General features: G+C 53.3%; 14 protein-coding genes. 4 read left to right on the top strand and 10 right to left on the bottom strand.

Annotated features, from left to right (window positions below):
• Nucleotides 1–104 precede the first annotated feature (104 nt).
• On the bottom strand, nucleotides 105–806 hold the full coding sequence (locus OQ371_RS09250) for a hypothetical protein (RefSeq protein WP_265993485.1): 702 nt from the start codon (nucleotides 804–806) through the stop codon (nucleotides 105–107).
• An 88-nt stretch (nucleotides 807–894) separates the two neighbouring features.
• Entirely contained in the window at nucleotides 895–2,751 is a 1,857-nt protein-coding gene (locus tag OQ371_RS09245; RefSeq protein WP_265993484.1) for a vWA domain-containing protein, read from the bottom strand.
• Nucleotides 2,752–2,861: 110 nt separating this feature from the next.
• Here OQ371_RS09245 and OQ371_RS09240 point away from each other — a divergent pair, with 110 nt between their 5' ends.
• The 3 genes from OQ371_RS09240 (at nucleotide 2,862) to OQ371_RS09230 (ending at nucleotide 5,516) form a co-directional block, all read left to right on the top strand.
• Complete coding sequence (locus OQ371_RS09240; RefSeq protein WP_265993483.1) at nucleotides 2,862–3,446, top strand: RNA polymerase sigma factor; 585 nt, start codon at nucleotides 2,862–2,864, stop codon at nucleotides 3,444–3,446.
• Nucleotides 3,439–4,671 (top strand): TonB family protein, encoded by a 1,233-nt coding sequence (locus OQ371_RS09235; protein ID WP_265993482.1) that lies wholly within the window; start codon nucleotides 3,439–3,441, stop codon nucleotides 4,669–4,671. Before OQ371_RS09240 ends, OQ371_RS09235 begins: the two co-directional genes overlap by 8 nt.
• A gap of 206 nt (nucleotides 4,672–4,877) precedes the next feature.
• Nucleotides 4,878–5,516, top strand: coding sequence for a porin family protein (locus OQ371_RS09230; RefSeq protein WP_265993481.1), 639 nt, complete (start codon nucleotides 4,878–4,880; stop codon nucleotides 5,514–5,516).
• A 76-nt stretch (nucleotides 5,517–5,592) separates the two neighbouring features.
• On the opposite strand, the gene OQ371_RS09225 is transcribed toward OQ371_RS09230, so the two are convergent.
• The 8 genes from OQ371_RS09225 to OQ371_RS09190 all read right to left on the bottom strand — a co-directional run bounded on the left by OQ371_RS09225 (nucleotide 5,593) and on the right by OQ371_RS09190 (nucleotide 16,915).
• A complete protein-coding gene (locus OQ371_RS09225; RefSeq protein WP_265993480.1) occupies nucleotides 5,593–7,095 on the bottom strand; it encodes a M28 family peptidase in 1,503 nt (500 codons plus the stop codon).
• A 19-nt stretch (nucleotides 7,096–7,114) separates the two neighbouring features.
• Nucleotides 7,115–9,277: a 3-hydroxyacyl-CoA dehydrogenase NAD-binding domain-containing protein gene (locus OQ371_RS09220; protein WP_265993479.1), complete on the bottom strand. Its 2,163-nt coding sequence runs from the start codon at nucleotides 9,275–9,277 to the stop codon at nucleotides 7,115–7,117.
• Between the two features lie 10 nt (nucleotides 9,278–9,287).
• Complete coding sequence (locus OQ371_RS09215; protein WP_265993478.1) at nucleotides 9,288–10,496, bottom strand: acetyl-CoA C-acetyltransferase; 1,209 nt, start codon at nucleotides 10,494–10,496, stop codon at nucleotides 9,288–9,290.
• A 135-nt stretch (nucleotides 10,497–10,631) separates the two neighbouring features.
• A complete protein-coding gene (locus OQ371_RS09210) occupies nucleotides 10,632–11,792 on the bottom strand; it encodes a UDP-N-acetylglucosamine 4,6-dehydratase family protein (protein WP_265993477.1) in 1,161 nt (386 codons plus the stop codon).
• A 38-nt stretch (nucleotides 11,793–11,830) separates the two neighbouring features.
• Complete coding sequence (locus OQ371_RS09205) at nucleotides 11,831–12,577, bottom strand: nucleoside-diphosphate sugar epimerase/dehydratase (protein ID WP_265993476.1); 747 nt, start codon at nucleotides 12,575–12,577, stop codon at nucleotides 11,831–11,833.
• Nucleotides 12,578–12,702: 125 nt separating this feature from the next.
• Nucleotides 12,703–13,623, bottom strand: coding sequence for a TIGR01777 family oxidoreductase (locus OQ371_RS09200; RefSeq protein WP_265993475.1), 921 nt, complete (start codon nucleotides 13,621–13,623; stop codon nucleotides 12,703–12,705).
• Nucleotides 13,624–13,726: 103 nt separating this feature from the next.
• Nucleotides 13,727–15,892 carry a protein-disulfide reductase DsbD family protein gene (locus tag OQ371_RS09195; protein WP_265993474.1) on the bottom strand — a complete coding sequence of 722 codons (2,166 nt, stop codon included), beginning with the start codon at nucleotides 15,890–15,892 and terminating at the stop codon, nucleotides 13,727–13,729.
• A gap of 186 nt (nucleotides 15,893–16,078) precedes the next feature.
• The gene (locus tag OQ371_RS09190) at nucleotides 16,079–16,915 is read right to left on the bottom strand and encodes a phytanoyl-CoA dioxygenase family protein (protein WP_265993473.1); all 837 of its coding nucleotides are present in this window, start codon (nucleotides 16,913–16,915) and stop codon (nucleotides 16,079–16,081) included.
• 143 nt (nucleotides 16,916–17,058) lie between these two features.
• Between OQ371_RS09190 and OQ371_RS09185 the strand changes: the two genes are divergently transcribed.
• Nucleotides 17,059–17,928 (top strand): helix-turn-helix domain-containing protein, encoded by an 870-nt coding sequence (locus OQ371_RS09185; protein ID WP_265993472.1) that lies wholly within the window; start codon nucleotides 17,059–17,061, stop codon nucleotides 17,926–17,928.
• The last annotated feature ends 2 nt before the right edge of the window (nucleotides 17,929–17,930 follow it).

Below are 17,930 nucleotides of genomic sequence, written 5' to 3'. Positions count from 1 at the left end.
AAAGCCTGTAAAATCATGCGCGTGTCCCTGTTCGGCCATAAAAAAGCCGCCGTAATGCACAGATTACGACGACTTTAAACTTACTTGTTACACTTAACTTTTCACTACTGCAATTCCACCACAGCTTTGATCCTGTTGTAATACAAGGTTGTCAGTCCTTCAAAGCCGGAGTCTGTACCAACCAACAGCCACAATTCACCAGCATCGTTGGCTTTGATCGTGATCGGCTGCTGCGTACTGCGCTGAATGAGTTTATACTGGGTAACATCTTCGCCGGCACCGATGTTACCCAGTACCGGTACGGCATCACTGCCTTCTGCCTGATTGCCTTTGTCGATACTCAGGCGGTATTCGTTTCCTTCTTTTATCTTTTTCGGTTCAGTAGCGGAAGCCCCGGCTTTCAGAAACACACTGTTGCCGGGCGAACCGCCGATTCCCAGGCTGTTGGTGGCGTACTGGGAAGCCAGTTCAATGTCGAAGGTCACTTTGTAGGTCTGATTGGGCCGCAAACCCGTCACTTTCCTTTTCACGAACATAAACAGATCGTCGCTGCGGTTGTGGCTCGAAATCATGAACGCCTTTTTAGTCGAATCCAGCGGAGCGGGCAATGCCTTAAGACCCGACTGGAATTCGATGAGCGCGTCCTGCTCGGTGGAATAATCCGTTATTTCGGCGGTCCAGCCGTCGGTGCTTGTCTTGAAGTCAGAAGTTATGGTTACCGGGCCATCGGGCGTAACGTCATCATTCTGGCAAGCTGCGCCAATCCATAAGCACAAGGCGGCAACTGCCCATTTTACTTGCTTCATCGTCGTATCTTTTCGTTTAACTTAGTTAGGTTGGTAGCGCTACCGTTTAAAATGACCCCGCTTTCGGAAGCACCGTTGGAACCGCCCGTTACTTTCCGGCTGATTTTTTCACCACCGGCCCCGCATCCGACAGAGACTGAGCCAATTTCACCAACCGAACAAATTCGCTCCGGTAGCCCTCCGGATCGCGGCCCAGAGCCTGCCGGGCCAGGGCTTCAACCTGCGGATAATGCGCGTTTCCCTTGAACTCAGAATCCCGAAGCAGCAAACCAAATTCCGCGACGGAAGCCGCAAAGCGGAAATCATTCGAGGTGTTGTTCCATTTTTGTGGCTGATCATTCACCGCGTGAGTCAGCAGGTGGCTTGTCTCGCTATCCGGTTTCTTATACCGGATTTTCAACGTCAGTACTTCATCGGCAGCTCCGGTTGGTGCGGTCTGCCGCTGGTATTTCAGCGCGTCGACTTTGGGCAGATAGCGGCTTTCAACCCCGGCCGGAATGATTTCGTACAGCGCCGTGACGGTATGACCCGAACCTATCTCGCCCGCATCTTTCTGATCATTGTGGAAATCTTCGTTGTTCAGCATCCGGTTTTCGTAGCCGATCAACCGGTACGCCTGTACGCGCTTGGGGTTAAATTCCAGTTGCAGTTTTACGTCTTTCGCCACCGTGAACAGCGTACCGCCGAACTCCTTGCCAAACACTTTCTGTGCTTCCTGCATGTTGTCGATGTAAGCGTAATTGCCATTGCCTTTATCGGCCAGGGTCTCCAGTTTGTTGTCTTTGTAGTTGCCCATGCCAAACCCCAGAACACTCAGAAAAACGCCGGATTTGCGCTGGTCCTCAATGAGCCGCTGCAAATCGCCGTCGCTCGAAACACCCACGTTAAAATCGCCGTCGGTAGCCAGAATTACCCGGTTATTACCGTCTTTCCGAAAATTTTCCTGGGCAGTCTGGTACGCCAGCCGGATGCCCTCGCCCCCCGCCGTTGAGCCGCCTGCCGATAATTGGCTGATGGCATCTTTGATTTTTTGCGGCTCACTACCCGGCGTTGAAGGCAACACCAGACCGGCCGACCCGGCATAAACCACCATCGCTACCCGGTCCTGCGGACGGAGCTGGTCGACCAGCAAATTGAGGGCTGATTTGACAAGCGGTAGTTTGTTTTCGCTTTCCATCGACCCCGACACGTCAATTAAAAACACCAGATTCGACGCGGGCAAACTGCCAGTCGGGATGGTTTTGGCCTGCAAACCGATGCGCAGGAGCTGCAAACCCGGGTTCCAGGGCGATTCCGAAAGTTCGGTCTTGACGGCTACGGGGTCGTTGCCCTTGGGCTGCGGATCATCGTACTCAAAGTAATTCACCATCTCCTCAATGCGAACGGCGTCTTTAGGCGGCAGGTTTCCGCCATTCAAAAACCGTCGAATATTACCGTATGCCGCCCGGTCCACATCGACCGAAAAGGTGGTGACGGCCTGATTGCGAACGCTTTGAAAGCCAGGCTCCGTAACGGCGCTGTAATCTTCGGTGTTGACTCTGGGAACGGCAATCAACGTTGAATGCGAACCGAGAATTCGCCCGACGGCCCCCAGCTCCTGGTGCCTAACCGGCTTCCCGTAACCCAGTGTAATGACTTCGTTCAAGGCCCTCAAATCCTGGTTCAACTGGGCGTTGGCTACAGTTTGCGTATCAATTTTTACTTCATGGTTCAGGTAGCCAATGTACTGAAACAGCAGGATTTGCGGTCCGGCGGGAATCGTCAGCGTGTAGCGCCCATCGGCTTGAGTGATGGTGCGAATCTGGGTGCCTTTCAGGGTTATCGTAACACCCGGTAGCCGTTCGTTCGTCACGGAGTCCGTCACCTGGCCGGTAAGGGTGCGGGTAGATCGGGTGGTCGACACAAAGAGCAGCCCGAGCATCAGGATGGAAAAAATAGTGCGCATGGTCGTATGGAATTAGCGTGGCTTTTTTCTCTTATGGATGCAAACCCGGTTTGAATTCCACACGGCCCCCGGACTATTTCTTTGTAAGTTCGCAAAGCCGCCCTGATTGTATGTTTTTTAAACGATTCCGTAAACCGATACCCGTCACTGATGCCGAATACCTGTCGGCCTATAAGACTACGGGCGACCTGAACGTGCTCGGTGCGTTGTATGAACGGTATATGGAACTGGTGTATGCGGTTTGTTTCAACTACTTGCGGGATGAAGAAGAGAGCAAAGATGCCGTCATGCACTTGTTCGAGCAGTTGATCACGGATTTGCGGAAATACGAAATTCAGAACTTCAAAAGCTGGCTACACTCAACCGCCCGCAACCACTGTCTGATGCACCTGCGGCAGCGGAAAATGATAGCTGGTGGAGTTAACGAAGAGGCTGAAGCGGAAACACTGCCCATGCCCCTGACCAGTTGGCCGGAATCCGACGGCCTGGAGCTGGAAACGAAGCTCACCCACCTGGATGGCTGTTTGCAAACGCTGTCGGAGGAACAACGCACCAGCATCACCCTGTTTTACCTGAATCAGAAAACTTACGCCGACATCGCCGAATTAACGGGCTATGAGTTGAAAAACATAAAAAGCCATCTTCAAAATGGCCGACGAAACCTGAAAATCTGCATGGACAAACGCCATGACTGACAACCAACCCCATAACGACCATTTGTCCCCCGACGACCTGCGCAACTACCGGGCCGGGGTTCTTTCCGCTGCCGAACGGCACCGGGTGGAACGGCTGCTGCTCGAAAACCCGCTGTATGCCGAAGCGTTGGAAGGGATGGAGACCGCTGAGCAGGAAACAAGCGATTTGACTCGGGTATCGAATGAATTACGCCAGCGGTTACAGAAACGAATTGAAGACGACAAAACCCGTCGGTTGCCCCGCTGGATTTCTGCTCTGGCGGCCTCGATTGCGCTGGTGATGGGCATTGGTTTATTCCTGTGGTTACCGGAGACTCCTGAAGAAGAACAAGCCGTTGAGGTGTTCCGACAGCCACCCGCGCTGGAAAAGGCCGTTGCCCCGGCCGATCAGCGCCCAAGCCGTCGGCCAGCCCCGTTACCCCCCGCGAGCCTTCAAACGAAACGCCCGACGTTAGCCCGTGAAGCTGCTTCTCCCAGGGATAGCCTGCCGATGCCGCGACAGGATTGGCTGGCTAATTCTGGTAAATTGGGTCATGTCCAGGAACCGGTGGCGATAACGGGCCCCGCTTCCGTTCCCGCTCTATCCCGGAAAATAACCGAATCCGCCGTCGATTCCATTCAACAGCCCGCTGTCAGTGGTTTCGTGGTTGGGGACGATAATTTACCCCTGCCGGGAGTGGTTGTGCTGTTTAAAAATTCTCAGCGTGCCACCATTACTGACACGGCCGGGCGTTTCAGGCTCACTCAACGGCCGAAAGACGACTCGTTACAGATTAGTTTTATCGGCTACCAAATGAAAACAATCCGCGTTGACGATCTGCCACCCTCCAGCGTTGTTCGCTTACAGCCCGATACGGCGGTCCTGTCGGAAGTAGTGATTGTGGGTTATGGCGTTCAGAAGGAGCAGGTGCGGTCTAACCGTGCATTTGGAGCCAATCCGGCAAAAATCGTTGCCCCCCGCGCCCCGGCTGGTTTTGAGGAATACCTGACAAAAAACCGGCAGTTACCGCCTGAAGCCAAAGAAAAAGGAATTTCCGGAACGGTACGCGTCCGGTTTCGGGTAGAAACCAACGGAACCGTTCGCCAGTTTTCTGTCGTGCAATCCCTCGGAAATGGTTGCGATGAAGAAGCCATTCGTTTAATTCAGGAAGGCCCGCGCTGGCAACCCGCCCTCCGGAAGGGTAAACCGTTTGCCGCATTTACCGAACACGAAATTGTATTTTGAAGACTTAACGCCCCCTTCCGCCCGGCGGCTTTCCTCTAAAGCCTTCCATTGCTCCTCCTCATGTAACGGTATTTTAAACGTCGTAGTTTAACCGGAAACATTATCTTTGCGCCGTTTCGGACGTTGTAAAAACATTTAACAGCCGGATCAGTTGTAAAGAAGCAAATCAAACCCACGTCACAAGAATGATCCAATTAAATTGCATTATGAGAAGAGGAATAGTATTTGGAATGTTTTTTCTGCTGGCCAGTGCGTCTACATTATTTGCCCAACAACGCTGGAGCGCCGGCCCCCGGGTTGGTCTCAATGTATCAAGCCTTTACGGCAAAAGCAGTTATTACGACGCAAAAGTCGGTTTAGTCGCAGGTGCCTTTGTTAACTACAGCGCCATCAACCATTTTGGCATTTCTGCGGATGTGCTTTACTCACAACGGGGCGGTAAATACAACAATCCCGGCGACCGTAGCAGCCATGTTCAGCACCTGAATTACCTGGAGATTCCGGTTGTTGCCCGGTATTACCTGACGTTAAGCGGAAACTTCCGTCCCAACATCTTCATCGGCCCTTCTCTGGGTGTGCTGCTGAATTCCAAACGAACCAATGCAATTAGCCAGGGTCAGGCTTATCCTGATTCCAAGACGGATGACGAATTCGAACCCCTCGATCTGGGAGCAACCGGTGGATTTCAGGCTAACTTCAAAGTTAAAAATACCCAGCGCTTTCTGATCGATGCCCGGTATAACCTTGGTTTGACCAACGTCCGGGTTAACTCAGCGCCCTGGCTTGGTAACTCAACCTTCTCCTTCACACTCGGTTACAGCTTCGGCATCGGACGGAGATATTAAGCCGGCCGGTTAAACGCTTTATAGCAGAAGGCCGTCGGAAGAGCAAATATGTTTGCTCTTCCGACGGCCTTCTTTGTTAGTTACTTCCGTACAAAGCTTTGGCGGCTGGTTCGTATTTATCACCGGCTACCCACTGCGGACGCGTCGGTTTGTCGGCAATTAACCGGGCTGCGTAGGCAAACGCTTTACAAAATTTAAGCAGATAACCGTAGTCGATTGTATCCGGATTGTCGGCCGCCTGGTGGTAATACTTGAACAAATCGGCCCCAAACGTCTTGAACCCGGCCGAAAAAGTAGGAGCCGGAATGCCTTTTGCTGCAAAATTGACGTTATCGGAACGGTCGAACAGATTTTGTTCGGGAGCCGGATCGGCAAATACGCCCAACCCGAACGCTTTGCTGGCTGTTTCAATTTCCGTCTTCGCCCCCGTCCGGTTCAATCCGATGACCGACACAATGGTCGTATCATTATAGCCTGCGCCATCGCTGTTTAGATTAAACACGGTCTGTTTCAACGGAATCAGCGGATGCTCGGCGTAATAGCGGCTGCCCAGCAAACCCAGTTCCTCGCCAGTCAGTGCCAGAACCAAAATTGACCGTTTGGGGCGTTGGGCCTGCAACGCCTTGGCCGACGCCAGCAACGCAACCGTCCCGAAAGCGTTGTCCCGGGCGCCGTTGAAGATGCTATCGGATGAGGTATACGGCTGACCGCCCTGCTTGCCAACCCCTACGTGGTCGAAGTGCGCCGACAGCAGAACGAACTCGCTTTTCAGTTTCGGGTCCGTGCCTTCGATCACCCCCGCCACATTGACCGCGTCAACGATCCGCTGTTCCCGGCCCGACGTCCGGATGCTCACGGTCTGGCTGGCGTCTTTCAGGCTGGCCAGTTGGTTTTTACCGTTATCGACCCAAATGTGCAACAGCGTCGGCACGTCCGTAGAAGACGCCAACGACAGCTGTTCTCCCAGGAAAGACCGCGTTACAATCGGCCAGGGATACGTGCCACTCGTGTAAAGTTCAATCAACCCAGCGGCCCCTTTTTCAGCCGCCAATCGGAGTTTTTGTTCGGAAGCCGACAGCAACCCCCGGTTGGTTGTGGCATCCGGCGACCCAACCTGCGCAACCACAATCTTACCCCGAACGTCCTTACCGTTGTAGCCATCGACCCCGTCGGTCAGTCCGTATCCAATGTAGACGGTTTCGGCTTTGATATCCGATTGGGGTCCGCTGATCACGACGAAATGCCGACCCAGTTTCAGAGAGTCTGCCGATCCGATCTGAAGGTTCGCGTAGGTTGCCGGTTTGGCTTTCAGAAACGGTATTTTCTGAAAATAATCGGATTGGCCAGCCACCGGCTTCAGGCCCATCGTCCGGTATTGTTCGGCAATGTAGCGGGCGGCCACCATATTGCCGGGCTCGCCCGTTCGGCGGCCCTGGAGTTCGTCAGCGGCCAGAAAGCGCATCTGCGCTTCGACTTCATTCCGGCTTAGCTTTGATTCGGGCAGTTTGGAAACGGTTTGCCCAACGGCACCCGTAACCAGCAGAAGGCTGGCGACTAATAAAGAGCTTGGTTTCAGCATGATAGTTGATGATTCATTTTTAATAATTGTGTTCAAATCGGCTTTGGCCCCGTTCGGCCATTTCGCGCAGCCGGGTCGTTGGGCGGAACCGTTCTCCGTAGGCATCGGCCAATCGGTCAGTTTCCCGCACGAAGTTCGTGATTCCCACAAAATCGACAAACGACAAAGCGCCACCCGTGTACGAAGGAAAACCCCAGGCCAGGATGGAACCGATGTCGGCATCGAGTTGGGTTTGAATAACGCCTTCCTCAAAACAGCGTACGGCTTCGAGCGCCTGCCGGTACAAGAATCGTTTTTTAAGTTCTTCAACCGTGGGCTGGACGGCAGCCACTGGAAACAGATCCTGTAGGCCCGGCCAGAGGTGTTTCGCTTCGCCCTCCGGATACGCGTAAAAGCCGGCTTTTGCTTTTTTACCCAACCGCCCGGAAGCCACCAGACTTCCAGCCACCTGATACGCCGTATCCTGTCCGGTCAGGACACCGTCCTGAACGCCCTGCCCCGCAATCATGTGAATCAGTTCCAGGGATACTTCATCAGAAACAGCCAACGGACCGACCGGAAATCCGGCATTTTTTCCGGCATTTTCAATCAGCACGGGTTCAACGCCCTCCTTCAGCATTTCCATGCCCTCGGTGGTATAGGTTCTGAAAACCCGTGAGGTGTAAAATCCGGGCGAATCATTCACGACAATCGGGGTTTTGCGCAGCTTCTTTACGAAATCCAGCGCAACCGCCAGGGCATGGTCCGCTGTTTTTTTCCCGCGGATCACCTCAACCAAAGCCATTTTATCGACCGGCGAAAAGAAATGCATCCCAACAAAATTGGCGGGCCGGGTCGACGCTCCGGCTAAACCGCTGATGGGCAAGGTCGAAGTATTCGAGGCAAAAACGCCCTGATCGGCCAGCAACGGTTCAATTTCCTGCGTCACCTGCGCTTTCAGTTCACGGCTTTCGAAAACGGCTTCAATAATAAGGTCACCCCCCCTCAAGTCGGTAACATCGGCGGTTGGCTGGATCCGGTTCAGAGTTGCTTCGGCTTTTTCGGGCGCTTCTTTGCCCCGCTCAACGGCTTTTTGCAATACCGCCCGCGCGTACGCTTTTCCTTGTTGAGACACTTCCAGCGAAATATCTTTCAGTACGACATCGACTCCGGCCCTGGCTGCCACGTAAGCGATACCCGAGCCCATCATCCCGGCACCCACCACCCCGAGCTTTTTCACTTCCGTGGCGGCAACGGTTTTGGGACGGCTGCTGCCTTTGTTTACCTCGTTCAAGCCCAGAAACATAGTCTGGATCAGGCTTTTGGCAACATTCGACGTAGCGACCTTTACAAAATACCGGGCTTCGATGACCAGACCGCGATCGATATTTACCTGCAGCCCTTCGTAAACGCACGACAGGATCGCGAGCGGAGCCGGGTAATTACCGCGCGTTTTTTCCATTACCATGGCGGTTGCTGCCCCAAAAATCCGCATTCCCGCCGGGCTTTGAACCGCTCCGCCCGGCATTTTACCGTTTTCCTTTCCAACGATCCGGCCCGTCTTTCGATCGTGTTCATCCCACGGTTGCAACGGGTCGGGATGGGCGTCAATCCACGCAAATGCTTTCTCCAGCAACTCTTCCCGCGAAGCGGCCAGGTCGTCAACCATCCCTAATGCCAGAGCCTCGCGGGGGCTGACCCGCTTGCCTTCCAGCAGCAACGGCAGGGCGGCTTCCATCCCGAGCAGGCGGGGCAAGCGCTGCGTACCGCCCCCACCGGGCAGCAAGCCCAGCGTCACTTCGGGCAACCCGATAACGGCTTTGGGGTTGTCGAGCGCAATCCGGTGGTGACAGGCCAGACAGGCTTCGTAGCCGCCACCCAGGGCCGTACCGTTAATGGCAGCAACCACGGGTTTGCCCGCCGTTTCGATGGCCCGGAAAATCCGGTTCAGTTCCGTCGAAACTTTCAGCATTTCGGTTGGCTCTTTATCGTTGTTGCGGAGAATCATTTTTAAATCCGCCCCGGCAATAAACTCGTTCTTCTCAGACGTAATGATAATTCCCTTCACCTCCGCGTCATCGTACGCCCGCTGCAACGCCCGTTCAAACGCCGGAATGGAGTCGTCGTTCAGAACGTTCATCGGGGCGCTGCTTATGTTCCAGCTTAGAATCGCAACACGGCGGTTTTTCGTGTAATTGATCATGGTTAGCGGCTTAGTTTACCCGTTCAAAAACCGTCGCGACGCCCATCCCTCCGCCCACGCAGAGCGTCGCCAGTCCTGTTTGTTTGCCCGTGCGTTCGAGTTCATCCAGAAGCGTTGCCGAAATTATGGCCCCGGTAGCGCCCAGCGGGTGCCCCAACGCAATGGCTCCGCCGTTTACGTTGAGCCGGTTGTGGTCGACACCGAGCTGTTCCATGTAGAACAACGGCACGGCGGCAAACGCTTCGTTGACTTCAAACAGGTCAATATCCGCCAGTTGCATCCCCGCTTTCCTGAGCACTTTCTGCGTAGACGGGACAACGCCGGTGAGCATACTGGTTGGGTCGGTTCCTATGACGGCAAAGGCTCTAATCCGGGCGCGGGGCATCAGGCCCGTTTTTTCGCCAAATTCTTTAGAGCCAATCAGAATACCGGCAGCCCCATCGACAATCTGGGAAGAATTTCCGGCATGGTGCACATGGTCAATTCGGGACAGGTTGCTGTATTTCAGCAAAGCCAGTGCGTCAAAACCCATCTTCCCCACGGTTTCGAAGGCGGGTTTGAGCTTTGCCAAACTTTCGACGGTGGTATCGGGTCGAACGCCCTCGTCGTAATCGAGCAGTGTTACACCGAGTTCGTCTTTAATGGGGATCAGCGTCCGAGAGAACCGGTTTTCCCGCTGGGCCAGGGCCGCCCGGCGGTACGATTCGGCGGCAAAAGCGTCAACATCGGCACGGCTGTAACCGTACTGGGTGGCAATCAAGTCCGCCGAAATGCCCTGCGGAACAATGCGATGCCGGGCCACAATCTGCGGATTCATCAATAACGCTCCCCCATCCGACCCAAGCGGCACGCGAGACATTGACTCCACGCCCCCGGCAATAACGGCATCCAGTTGGCCCGACATCACATAGGCAGCCGCCATATTAATGGCTTCCAGACCCGACGAGCAAAAGCGGTTGAGTTGCACCCCGGCAACGCTCTCGGCGTAACCAGCTTCGAGCACCGCCGTCCGGGCAATGTCGGCTCCCTGCTCCCCAACGGGCGTCACGCAGCCCATGATGACGTCGTCAACGAGCGAGGTATCGAGCTGATTTCGGTTTTTGAGTTCGCCCAGCACTACGCTCAATAATTGAACGGGCTGTACGTCGTGGAGGGAGCCATCGCTTTTGCCCCGACCGCGGGGTGTCCGGACAGCGTCATAAATGAAGGCTTGGGGCATTGGTGATTGCTTGTTTTAGCAGTGACCGAACGCATCAATCACTGGAAAACAAACTTACCGGTATGGCCTGTAGGTCGCAAGCTCCTGGGCTAAAATTACATGAGGTAGTTGGAGGCAGAAAGGCTTGGGCTGGAGCTATGCTTCAACCGTTTCGGATTCCTGGGTGTCCAGCAACGTATAGATGGAATTGTTGCTGATGTATTCCGGAATCATCTGCTTGATAACGCGCACTAACTTGGTGGCATCGGCCTGAGCGGACAAATGCCGCAGTTCTCGCAGGGCCGCGCTTATTTCATCCCGAACGGGCGTTATAACGCGGGCGATCATGATTTTGGGATGGTGCGTTGGCAACGTCTGCTCGTTGTTACTCAACAATTCCTCAAACAGCTTTTCACCAGGACGCAAACCGGTATAGATCACATTGATGTCTTTGCCGGGAATGTAACCGGAAAGGTGAATCATCTTACGGGCCAGATCGGCAATGCGCACGGGTTCGCCCATGTCAAAGACAAATACTTCGCCCCCTTTTCCCATTGTTCCGGCTTCCAACACCAGTTGACAGGCTTCAGGAATTGTCATGAAATAGCGGATGATGTCGGGATGCGTCACCGTCACCGGGCCACCAGCCTGAATCTGCTGACGAAAAACCGTCACGACGGAACCGTTGGACCCCAGCACATTGCCGAATCGGGTGGCGATAAAACGCGTTGCTTGCAGTTCTTCATTCGGATGATTCAGACTCTGCACGTACATTTCGGCCAACCGCTTGGTAGCGCCCATAACATTGGTGGGATTGACGGCCTTGTCGGTTGAAATCATGACAAATTTGCGGACACCGTAGCGCAAGGACAAGTCGGCAACAATCTGCGTACCAAGCACATTGACCCGAACCGCTTCGTACGGGTGCTGCTCCATCAGTGGAACGTGCTTGTATGCGGCTGCGTGGAAAACAAAGTCCGGTCGGATTTCCCGGAAAATATGCTGCATCCGGACCGGATCGGCTACGTCGCCAATTTTGATGATCAGACGCGTGTAGCCTAACAAGGATTTACACTCCCGACGCAGGTTAAATTCCAGGTCAAACAGAGCCGACTCGGCCTGATCCAGCAGCACAATTGTACGCGGTAGATGCGATAGTACCTGCCGGACCAACTCGCTGCCGATGGAACCAGCGGCTCCGGTAACGAGCACTACCTGATCGCGCAACTGTTCACCGATGGCCGGATTAGTAACCTCAATTGGATCGCGCTCCAGTAAGTCCTCAATCCGAATATCCCGAATCTGGGAGGGCTTCAATTCGCCATCAATCCATTGCCCAATCGTCGGAATGGTTTTTACGGTAACCTGAAGCGGCAGAAAAAGTCGGTTATTGCATTCTTTTGCCGACCATCGACCGATCCCATCGCCAGAATCACCTCCGGAAGAACGGCCTGATCCCGGATATACCGTTCGTAGGCATCCTGACGGGATATTACTTTTATTCCCTGAATAACTTTCTGAATTTTATACGGATTGTCATCGATAAAGGCAACAACGTTATACCGCCGGGTAGCATCCTGAGCGAGTACTTTCCGGGTTAGCAGGCCCACTTCTCCGGCGCCATAAATCAAGACTGGCTGGCGAACCCCCGTGTTGTCGGCTCGTAATGCCCAGTATAACGTTTTGGCCAGAATCCGGAGTGCCGACAACATAACCAGGCAACAGAAGTAATCGATCAGTAAAATGGATACGGGAACGTAATAATGAACCTGCCCTGACAGGCGCCAGATCAAAAGCGAGCCCAGCGCCGTTACGGCCCCGCTCAGGGTGACGGCATACACCAGCAAACTGACATCCTCTAGACTAGTATGGCGAATGATTCCCTGATACGATCGGAAAAGAGAAAAAAACAAGACGCGGATACTGACGACCACGCTCAGGCAGTATACAAAGTAGTCCTGCCGGATTCCGCTCACCTCGAAATTGAAGCGCAGCAAGGAGGCAATGGCGAACGACATAATACAAATGATTACGTCGCAACCTAACACCAGATAACTGGACACAAAACGCGTCGCGCTTGTTTTTAGTAGCTGTTCAACCATTTGTTTAAAGTTCCATAACTGCGGTATTACACCAGCGGGCTTGTACCCACCGGAACCACGCAAGACTTTTTTTTACATAGACAGCAGCGTTAAGAACCCCTAATTAAATTATCACCCTACCCAAATTACCGGCCCAACAAATCAGCAAGCGCATCAGAGAGTCCCGTAAATTTGTACGAAAAGCGCCCTTCTTCCTGGATTCGCTTGTTCAGTACGTAATTACCACCCAGGACCACGATAGCCATCTCTCCGAAAAGCAAGCGAACCGCAAAACCAGGAACCTTGGGTAAAAAAGAGGGCTTACGGAGCTGTCTGATAATTAGACTGACAAACGTCGAGTTGGTCACAGGCTCGGGCGCAACCGCGTTATAAACGCCTTGCCACTCTTTATCCGTAAGTGCCTGAATAAACATGCGGCAGAGATCATCGACGTGAATCCAGGAGAGATACTGCTGGCCCGAACCCAGCGGAGAACCCAGGCCCAACCGGGCGGGTTGCACGAGTTTGGGCAACGCGCCCCCTTCCATGGACAGTACAATTCCAATCCGTAGCTTGACCATCCGAATGCCCAGACTAGCGACCTCCTCCGCGGAGCGCTCCCAGGCCCGAACCACCTGAGCCATGAAGTCGGTTCCTCCTTCGCTGGTTTCGGTCAAAGGGCGGTCGCCGGTGTCCCCGCCGTAATAACCAATGGCAGAAGCCGCCACAAACGATTCGACGTTGTGTCGGGTAGAACGCAGGGCATTCACCAGGAGTTGCGTGGATTTGGTGCGGCTTTCAATAATGAGTTGTTTGCGTTCATCCGTCCAGCGCTGCTCGGCAATACCGGCCCCCGCCAGGTGAATGACGTGGTGTGCCGTCAGAATGGCCTTCGGATCAATGTGGCCTTTCTCGACATTCCACTGATAAACCGTAACGTTGGGGAGGTTTTTATCGGCCGCCGAACGGCTGAGGAGCGAAACCTGAAAACCTTGCTGGAGAAGCAGTTGAGTGAGCCGACGACCGATGACGCCGGTGCCGCCGGTGATTAAAACAGTCTTTGCCATGAATTAATGGGATAAGCCTGTTTAACCCGCGGTGATAAGGGATTGTTACACCGCGAGTCCGTAGCGTCAGGAATGCTTAACGCTGCAGACTCGCGGTGTTCTTTTATTTTAAAGCCGATAGCTCTATAGAGGTCTGGGCAGGAGCGCCAACCCGGGCCGTTGCGGGAGTGGAAAATGCCCGCTTGCCTTCATCCAGAAAACCGGCAAAGTTATCCACATTCAAATCGTAATTCTTCGGCTGCACCAGCAGCTTGCCTTCGTGATCGACCAGGCAATAATGGGGCTGTGCGTTGTTGTTGTAGCGAACAATCTGCAAATCTGCATTCTGGGCGCCAATGGTTTTCTTCTGCTTGTTGTCGTACGTTGATTTGTACCATTCGGCTTCCGGCAGTTCGGTTTTATCGTCGACGTACAGGGCCAAAATCACGTAATCATTTTGAAGACGCTGAAGGATCGGCTTTTCAGACCAGACGCTCTCTTCCATTTTTCGGCAATTCACGCAGCCATGACCCGTAAAGTCGATAAAAATCGGCTTGTTAACTCTTTTGGCGTATTCCAACGCCTGTTTGTAATCGAAAAATCCCTGCAAACCGTGCGGCAGATGAAACAGATCGGCATACTTGGGCTTTTCGTCCAGTTGCATCGCCGGAATCCGGCTGGACGGGTTCTGATTGGTCAGGTTGAAATCCTGCGAAGTGGTTGGAGGCAGATACCCCGCCAGCGCCTTCAGGGGCGCGCCCCACAATCCGGGAATCATGTACACCACAAACGCAAACGTCATAATAGCCAGCAGCAAACGCGGCACACTGACGGTTTTGGTTTCACTATCGTGGGGCAACCGAATCTTTCCGAGCAGGTAAAATCCAATCAGCGCAAAAATGACGATCCAGAACGCCAGATAAACTTCACGGTCGAGCAGGTTCCAGTGATAAACCTGATCGGCAACACTCAGAAACTTCAGGGCCAGGGCCAGCTCCAGAAAGCCGAGAACAACCTTCACCGAGTTCAACCAGCCGCCCGATTTGGGCAAGCTTTTGAGCCACTGCGGAAAAGCCGCAAAGAGGGTAAACGGTATCGCAAAAGCCGCCGAAAAAGCCGCCATACCGACAATCGGTTTCAGTACTTCGCCCCCCGCCGACGCTACCAGCAAACTACCCACGATTGGCCCCGTGCAGGAAAACGATACCAGCACCAGCGTAAACGCCATAAACAAAATACCCAGCACACCGCCCTTTTCGGCTTTGGCATCCATCGAGTTCACCAGTGAACTGGGCAGTACAATTTCAAACAGGCCCAGAAAGGACAATCCAAAAACAAAGAAAATGGCGAAAAACAGCACGTTGGGCAGCCAGTGGGTACTGACAAAATTGGCAAACGCCGGTCCGTTGATCCGGGAAACGACGGTGCCAACCAGCACGTAAATCCCGATAATTGACAACCCGTACAGTACGGCTTTCCACAGGCCGTCGTCCTGTTTGGTGAAATAGCTCACCGTCATTGGAATGATCGGAAAAACGCAGGGCGTCAGCAAGGCCAGCAGACCCGACAGAAAGGCTGCCACCATAAAACCAAGCAGCGATTCCTCGGTTTTTTCCGGCTGACTGATTGTTTCGGTAACCGTTTCCGGAACCGAATCCGGTTTGATCGTTTGGGTGCTGGCCACGGCCGTATCGGTGGAAGGGGCTATGGCAACCTGTGAAACCGTATCCGGACGAGGACTGGCAGCTACCGGAGCAGATTCTGCCGCAACGGCTTCCGCAGTGGGCGTCACTGAAGAAGGAGCCACCAAAACAGCGGCTGTTTTAACCCCAACCGTAAATTCTTGTTCAGCCGGCGGCAGGCAACTGCTGCCCGAGCACGTCTGGTATTCCAGCGTTCCCTGAATCACGGGATTGGGCTTCAGAATTTTAACTTTCTGAACCAGCGAAGCTTTCTTCTCGAAAAACCGGACTTTGCTGCTCCAGATTTCTTCAAATTCTTCTTTTGGATTAAGGGAAGCAAACGGGCCAACTTTTTCAAAGCTGCCGTTTTCTTTCAGTTTAAGCGTAGTAGGGATGGGACCGATGTCCGGGTTAAGATCCGACGAATACATGTGCCAGCCCGCGTCGATGGTGGCATTCATGCGAATCTCAACCACATCGCCTACTTTGGCTTCGGTTTTCGACGCGCTGAATGTCCAGTGGGTCGGGTCCGCCTGAATCTGCGCGGTTGATTTCAGTGCGACGAAAAAAGCCGTCAGAAAGAGAATAAAAGTACTAACTGGTTTCATAGCAATGGCTTACTGAATTGCCTGTCCTAACAACACGAATTTTGCAAAAATATCTCCAATCCACTCATAAATCATTCGGAACCATAAAAAAACACCCTGCCGGAGCTCCAGCGGGGTGTTCTGCACAACCAACCTATGTTTATTAAGAATGGGAAAGGGTTTATTAAGGGCTTTGTTGTAACTTGTTTATTGCTTCTGAAAAAGAAGCGGGTTTAGAGTACTTTCGGGTTTGCTACCGATCGGGAAACTTGCCAGCCAGGTTGTCCAGTCGGCTTCCTGGTAGGTGTTAATCGGCTGGGTTATGGTCTGATCCTGATCCATGTAGATCATCGTCATCACTTTCCGCGGCATGTCTGACGTATTCGGACCGGCGCGGTGAAACGTCCAGCCCGCGTGGTAACTCACTTCACCGAGTTCGAACGGCGTATCGTTAACCTGAAAGTTACGGCGGGTTAGTTCATCCTGAAGTACGTTTTCGCTTTCGTCGCTGATTTCCATGTCCCGGCCAATTTCGACGCTCTGGCTCTGGGCCGCAAACGCCAGCGGTCCCATTTCCATTGGTGTATCCTGCAACGGAATCCAGACGGTTACGGTTTTGGGCGATGATAAAGGCCAGTAAAACTGATCTGCGTGCCAGGGCGTAAAGCCGCCCGAAGGTTCTTTGTAAAGGGCCTGATCGTGGTAAAGCCGGACGCCATCCACCTCCATTAGATCGGCGGCAATTTTGGCCAGTCGGCGCGAAAAGACAAACTCCCTGGCCGTTGCATCCTCCCGCCAGAGGTTCATGATTTGCAGAAAAGCCCGTTCGTAAGTGGTGCGCTCCTCCATCGATTTGGTCAGGGTGTTGAGCTTAACGACCAGGTGAGTAATTACGTCACCGTAATACTGAAGAACGTCGGGACTAAGTACATTTTTTAACTTAACGTAACCGTTTTTGCGATAGAAGGCAATGGCTTCCGGGCTGACGACGTATTCCTCGTCTAATTCCCGCAACAGAGAACCTTTGTCGACGGTTACTTGCATATGATCAATGGGTTTAGGAAAAATCAGTAGTACAAAATTGGTTCAATTGTTTCTTGTAAAAATTTAATTATTATCCCGATTACTGTATAATTTTGACTTTTTGTTCTGCAACTTACTCCTGAAGAGTAAAAATACTGCACGATGTGAAAGCGTTGTTCGAAAAAATTGAATTAGGTGACCATAATTCTTTGCGGGTCATTCACCTGGAACTACCCTATTTCGATGCTCCCTGGCATTTCCACCCTGAATACGAACTGACGTACATCGTAAGCAGCCACGGGAAGCGCTTCGTCGGTGATCACGTAGAGCCCTTCGACGCGGGCGACCTGGTGCTTCTGGGACCGGACCTGCCGCATTTCTGGCGGAACGACGACGACTATTACGGCCCCGAGTCCGGGCACCGGGCGGAAGCCATCGTGGTGCAGTTTGCGCAGTTGCTTGGCACGAACATTCTCCCGCAACTTCCGGAAACACAGGCGCTGACAACCTTGCTGAACCGCGCCCGGTACGGCCTTCGGTTTAGCGCAAAAAAAGTCAGGGAAGTACAGCAGGCCGTGGAGAGTCTGCTGCATTGCAACGGCCTTGAACGGCTGCTGAACCTGCTGCTGCTACTTCAGCAACTGGCCGACGACCCTAATGCGCTGATGCTGGCCAGCGACAACTACGAACTGAAAGCCAGCCAGGCCGAAACCGAGCGCATGAAACGGGTTCTGGACTTCATGCTGACGCATTTTCGGGAAGAAATCCGGGTTGATGACATTGCCTCCGTGGCCGGTATGGCACCGGCGGCTTTCTGCCGGTATTTCCGAAAGCGAACTCGCAAGTCGTTTATTGAGTATTTGAACGAACTCCGGATTAGTCACGCCCGGAAACTACTGATGCAGTCCGACCTCAGCATCAGCCAGGTTGGACTGGAGTGCGGATTCAATAACATCTCTCATTTTCACCGGCAATTCAAGCTTCATAACGGTACAACTCCCCTGAAATACCAATCGCTTCAACATAATAAGTAGAA

It is taken from the genome of Larkinella insperata (assembly GCF_026248825.1).
Taxonomy (GTDB): domain Bacteria; phylum Bacteroidota; class Bacteroidia; order Cytophagales; family Spirosomataceae; genus Larkinella; species Larkinella insperata.
The sequence above is the reverse complement of the archived record's forward strand: the minus strand, read 5'-3'. Positions and strand labels throughout refer to the sequence as shown.

Excerpts from the sequence above, each read along its gene's own strand:
- OQ371_RS09250 (WP_265993485.1), bottom strand. The coding sequence starts at position 806 with ATGAAGCAAGTAAAATGGGCAGTTGCCGCCTTGTGCTTATGGATTGGC.
- OQ371_RS09245 (WP_265993484.1), bottom strand. The coding sequence starts at position 2,751 with ATGCGCACTATTTTTTCCATCCTGATGCTCGGGCTGCTCTTTGTGTCG.
- OQ371_RS09240 (WP_265993483.1), top strand. The coding sequence starts at position 2,862 with ATGTTTTTTAAACGATTCCGTAAACCGATACCCGTCACTGATGCCGAA.
- OQ371_RS09235 (WP_265993482.1), top strand. The coding sequence starts at position 3,439 with ATGACTGACAACCAACCCCATAACGACCATTTGTCCCCCGACGACCTG.
- OQ371_RS09230 (WP_265993481.1), top strand. The coding sequence starts at position 4,878 with ATGAGAAGAGGAATAGTATTTGGAATGTTTTTTCTGCTGGCCAGTGCG.
- OQ371_RS09225 (WP_265993480.1), bottom strand. The coding sequence starts at position 7,095 with ATGCTGAAACCAAGCTCTTTATTAGTCGCCAGCCTTCTGCTGGTTACG.
- OQ371_RS09220 (WP_265993479.1), bottom strand. The coding sequence starts at position 9,277 with ATGATCAATTACACGAAAAACCGCCGTGTTGCGATTCTAAGCTGGAAC.
- OQ371_RS09215 (WP_265993478.1), bottom strand. The coding sequence starts at position 10,496 with ATGCCCCAAGCCTTCATTTATGACGCTGTCCGGACACCCCGCGGTCGG.
- OQ371_RS09205 (WP_265993476.1), bottom strand. The coding sequence starts at position 12,577 with ATGGTTGAACAGCTACTAAAAACAAGCGCGACGCGTTTTGTGTCCAGT.
- OQ371_RS09200 (WP_265993475.1), bottom strand. The coding sequence starts at position 13,623 with ATGGCAAAGACTGTTTTAATCACCGGCGGCACCGGCGTCATCGGTCGT.
- OQ371_RS09195 (WP_265993474.1), bottom strand. The coding sequence starts at position 15,892 with ATGAAACCAGTTAGTACTTTTATTCTCTTTCTGACGGCTTTTTTCGTC.
- OQ371_RS09190 (WP_265993473.1), bottom strand. The coding sequence starts at position 16,915 with ATGCAAGTAACCGTCGACAAAGGTTCTCTGTTGCGGGAATTAGACGAG.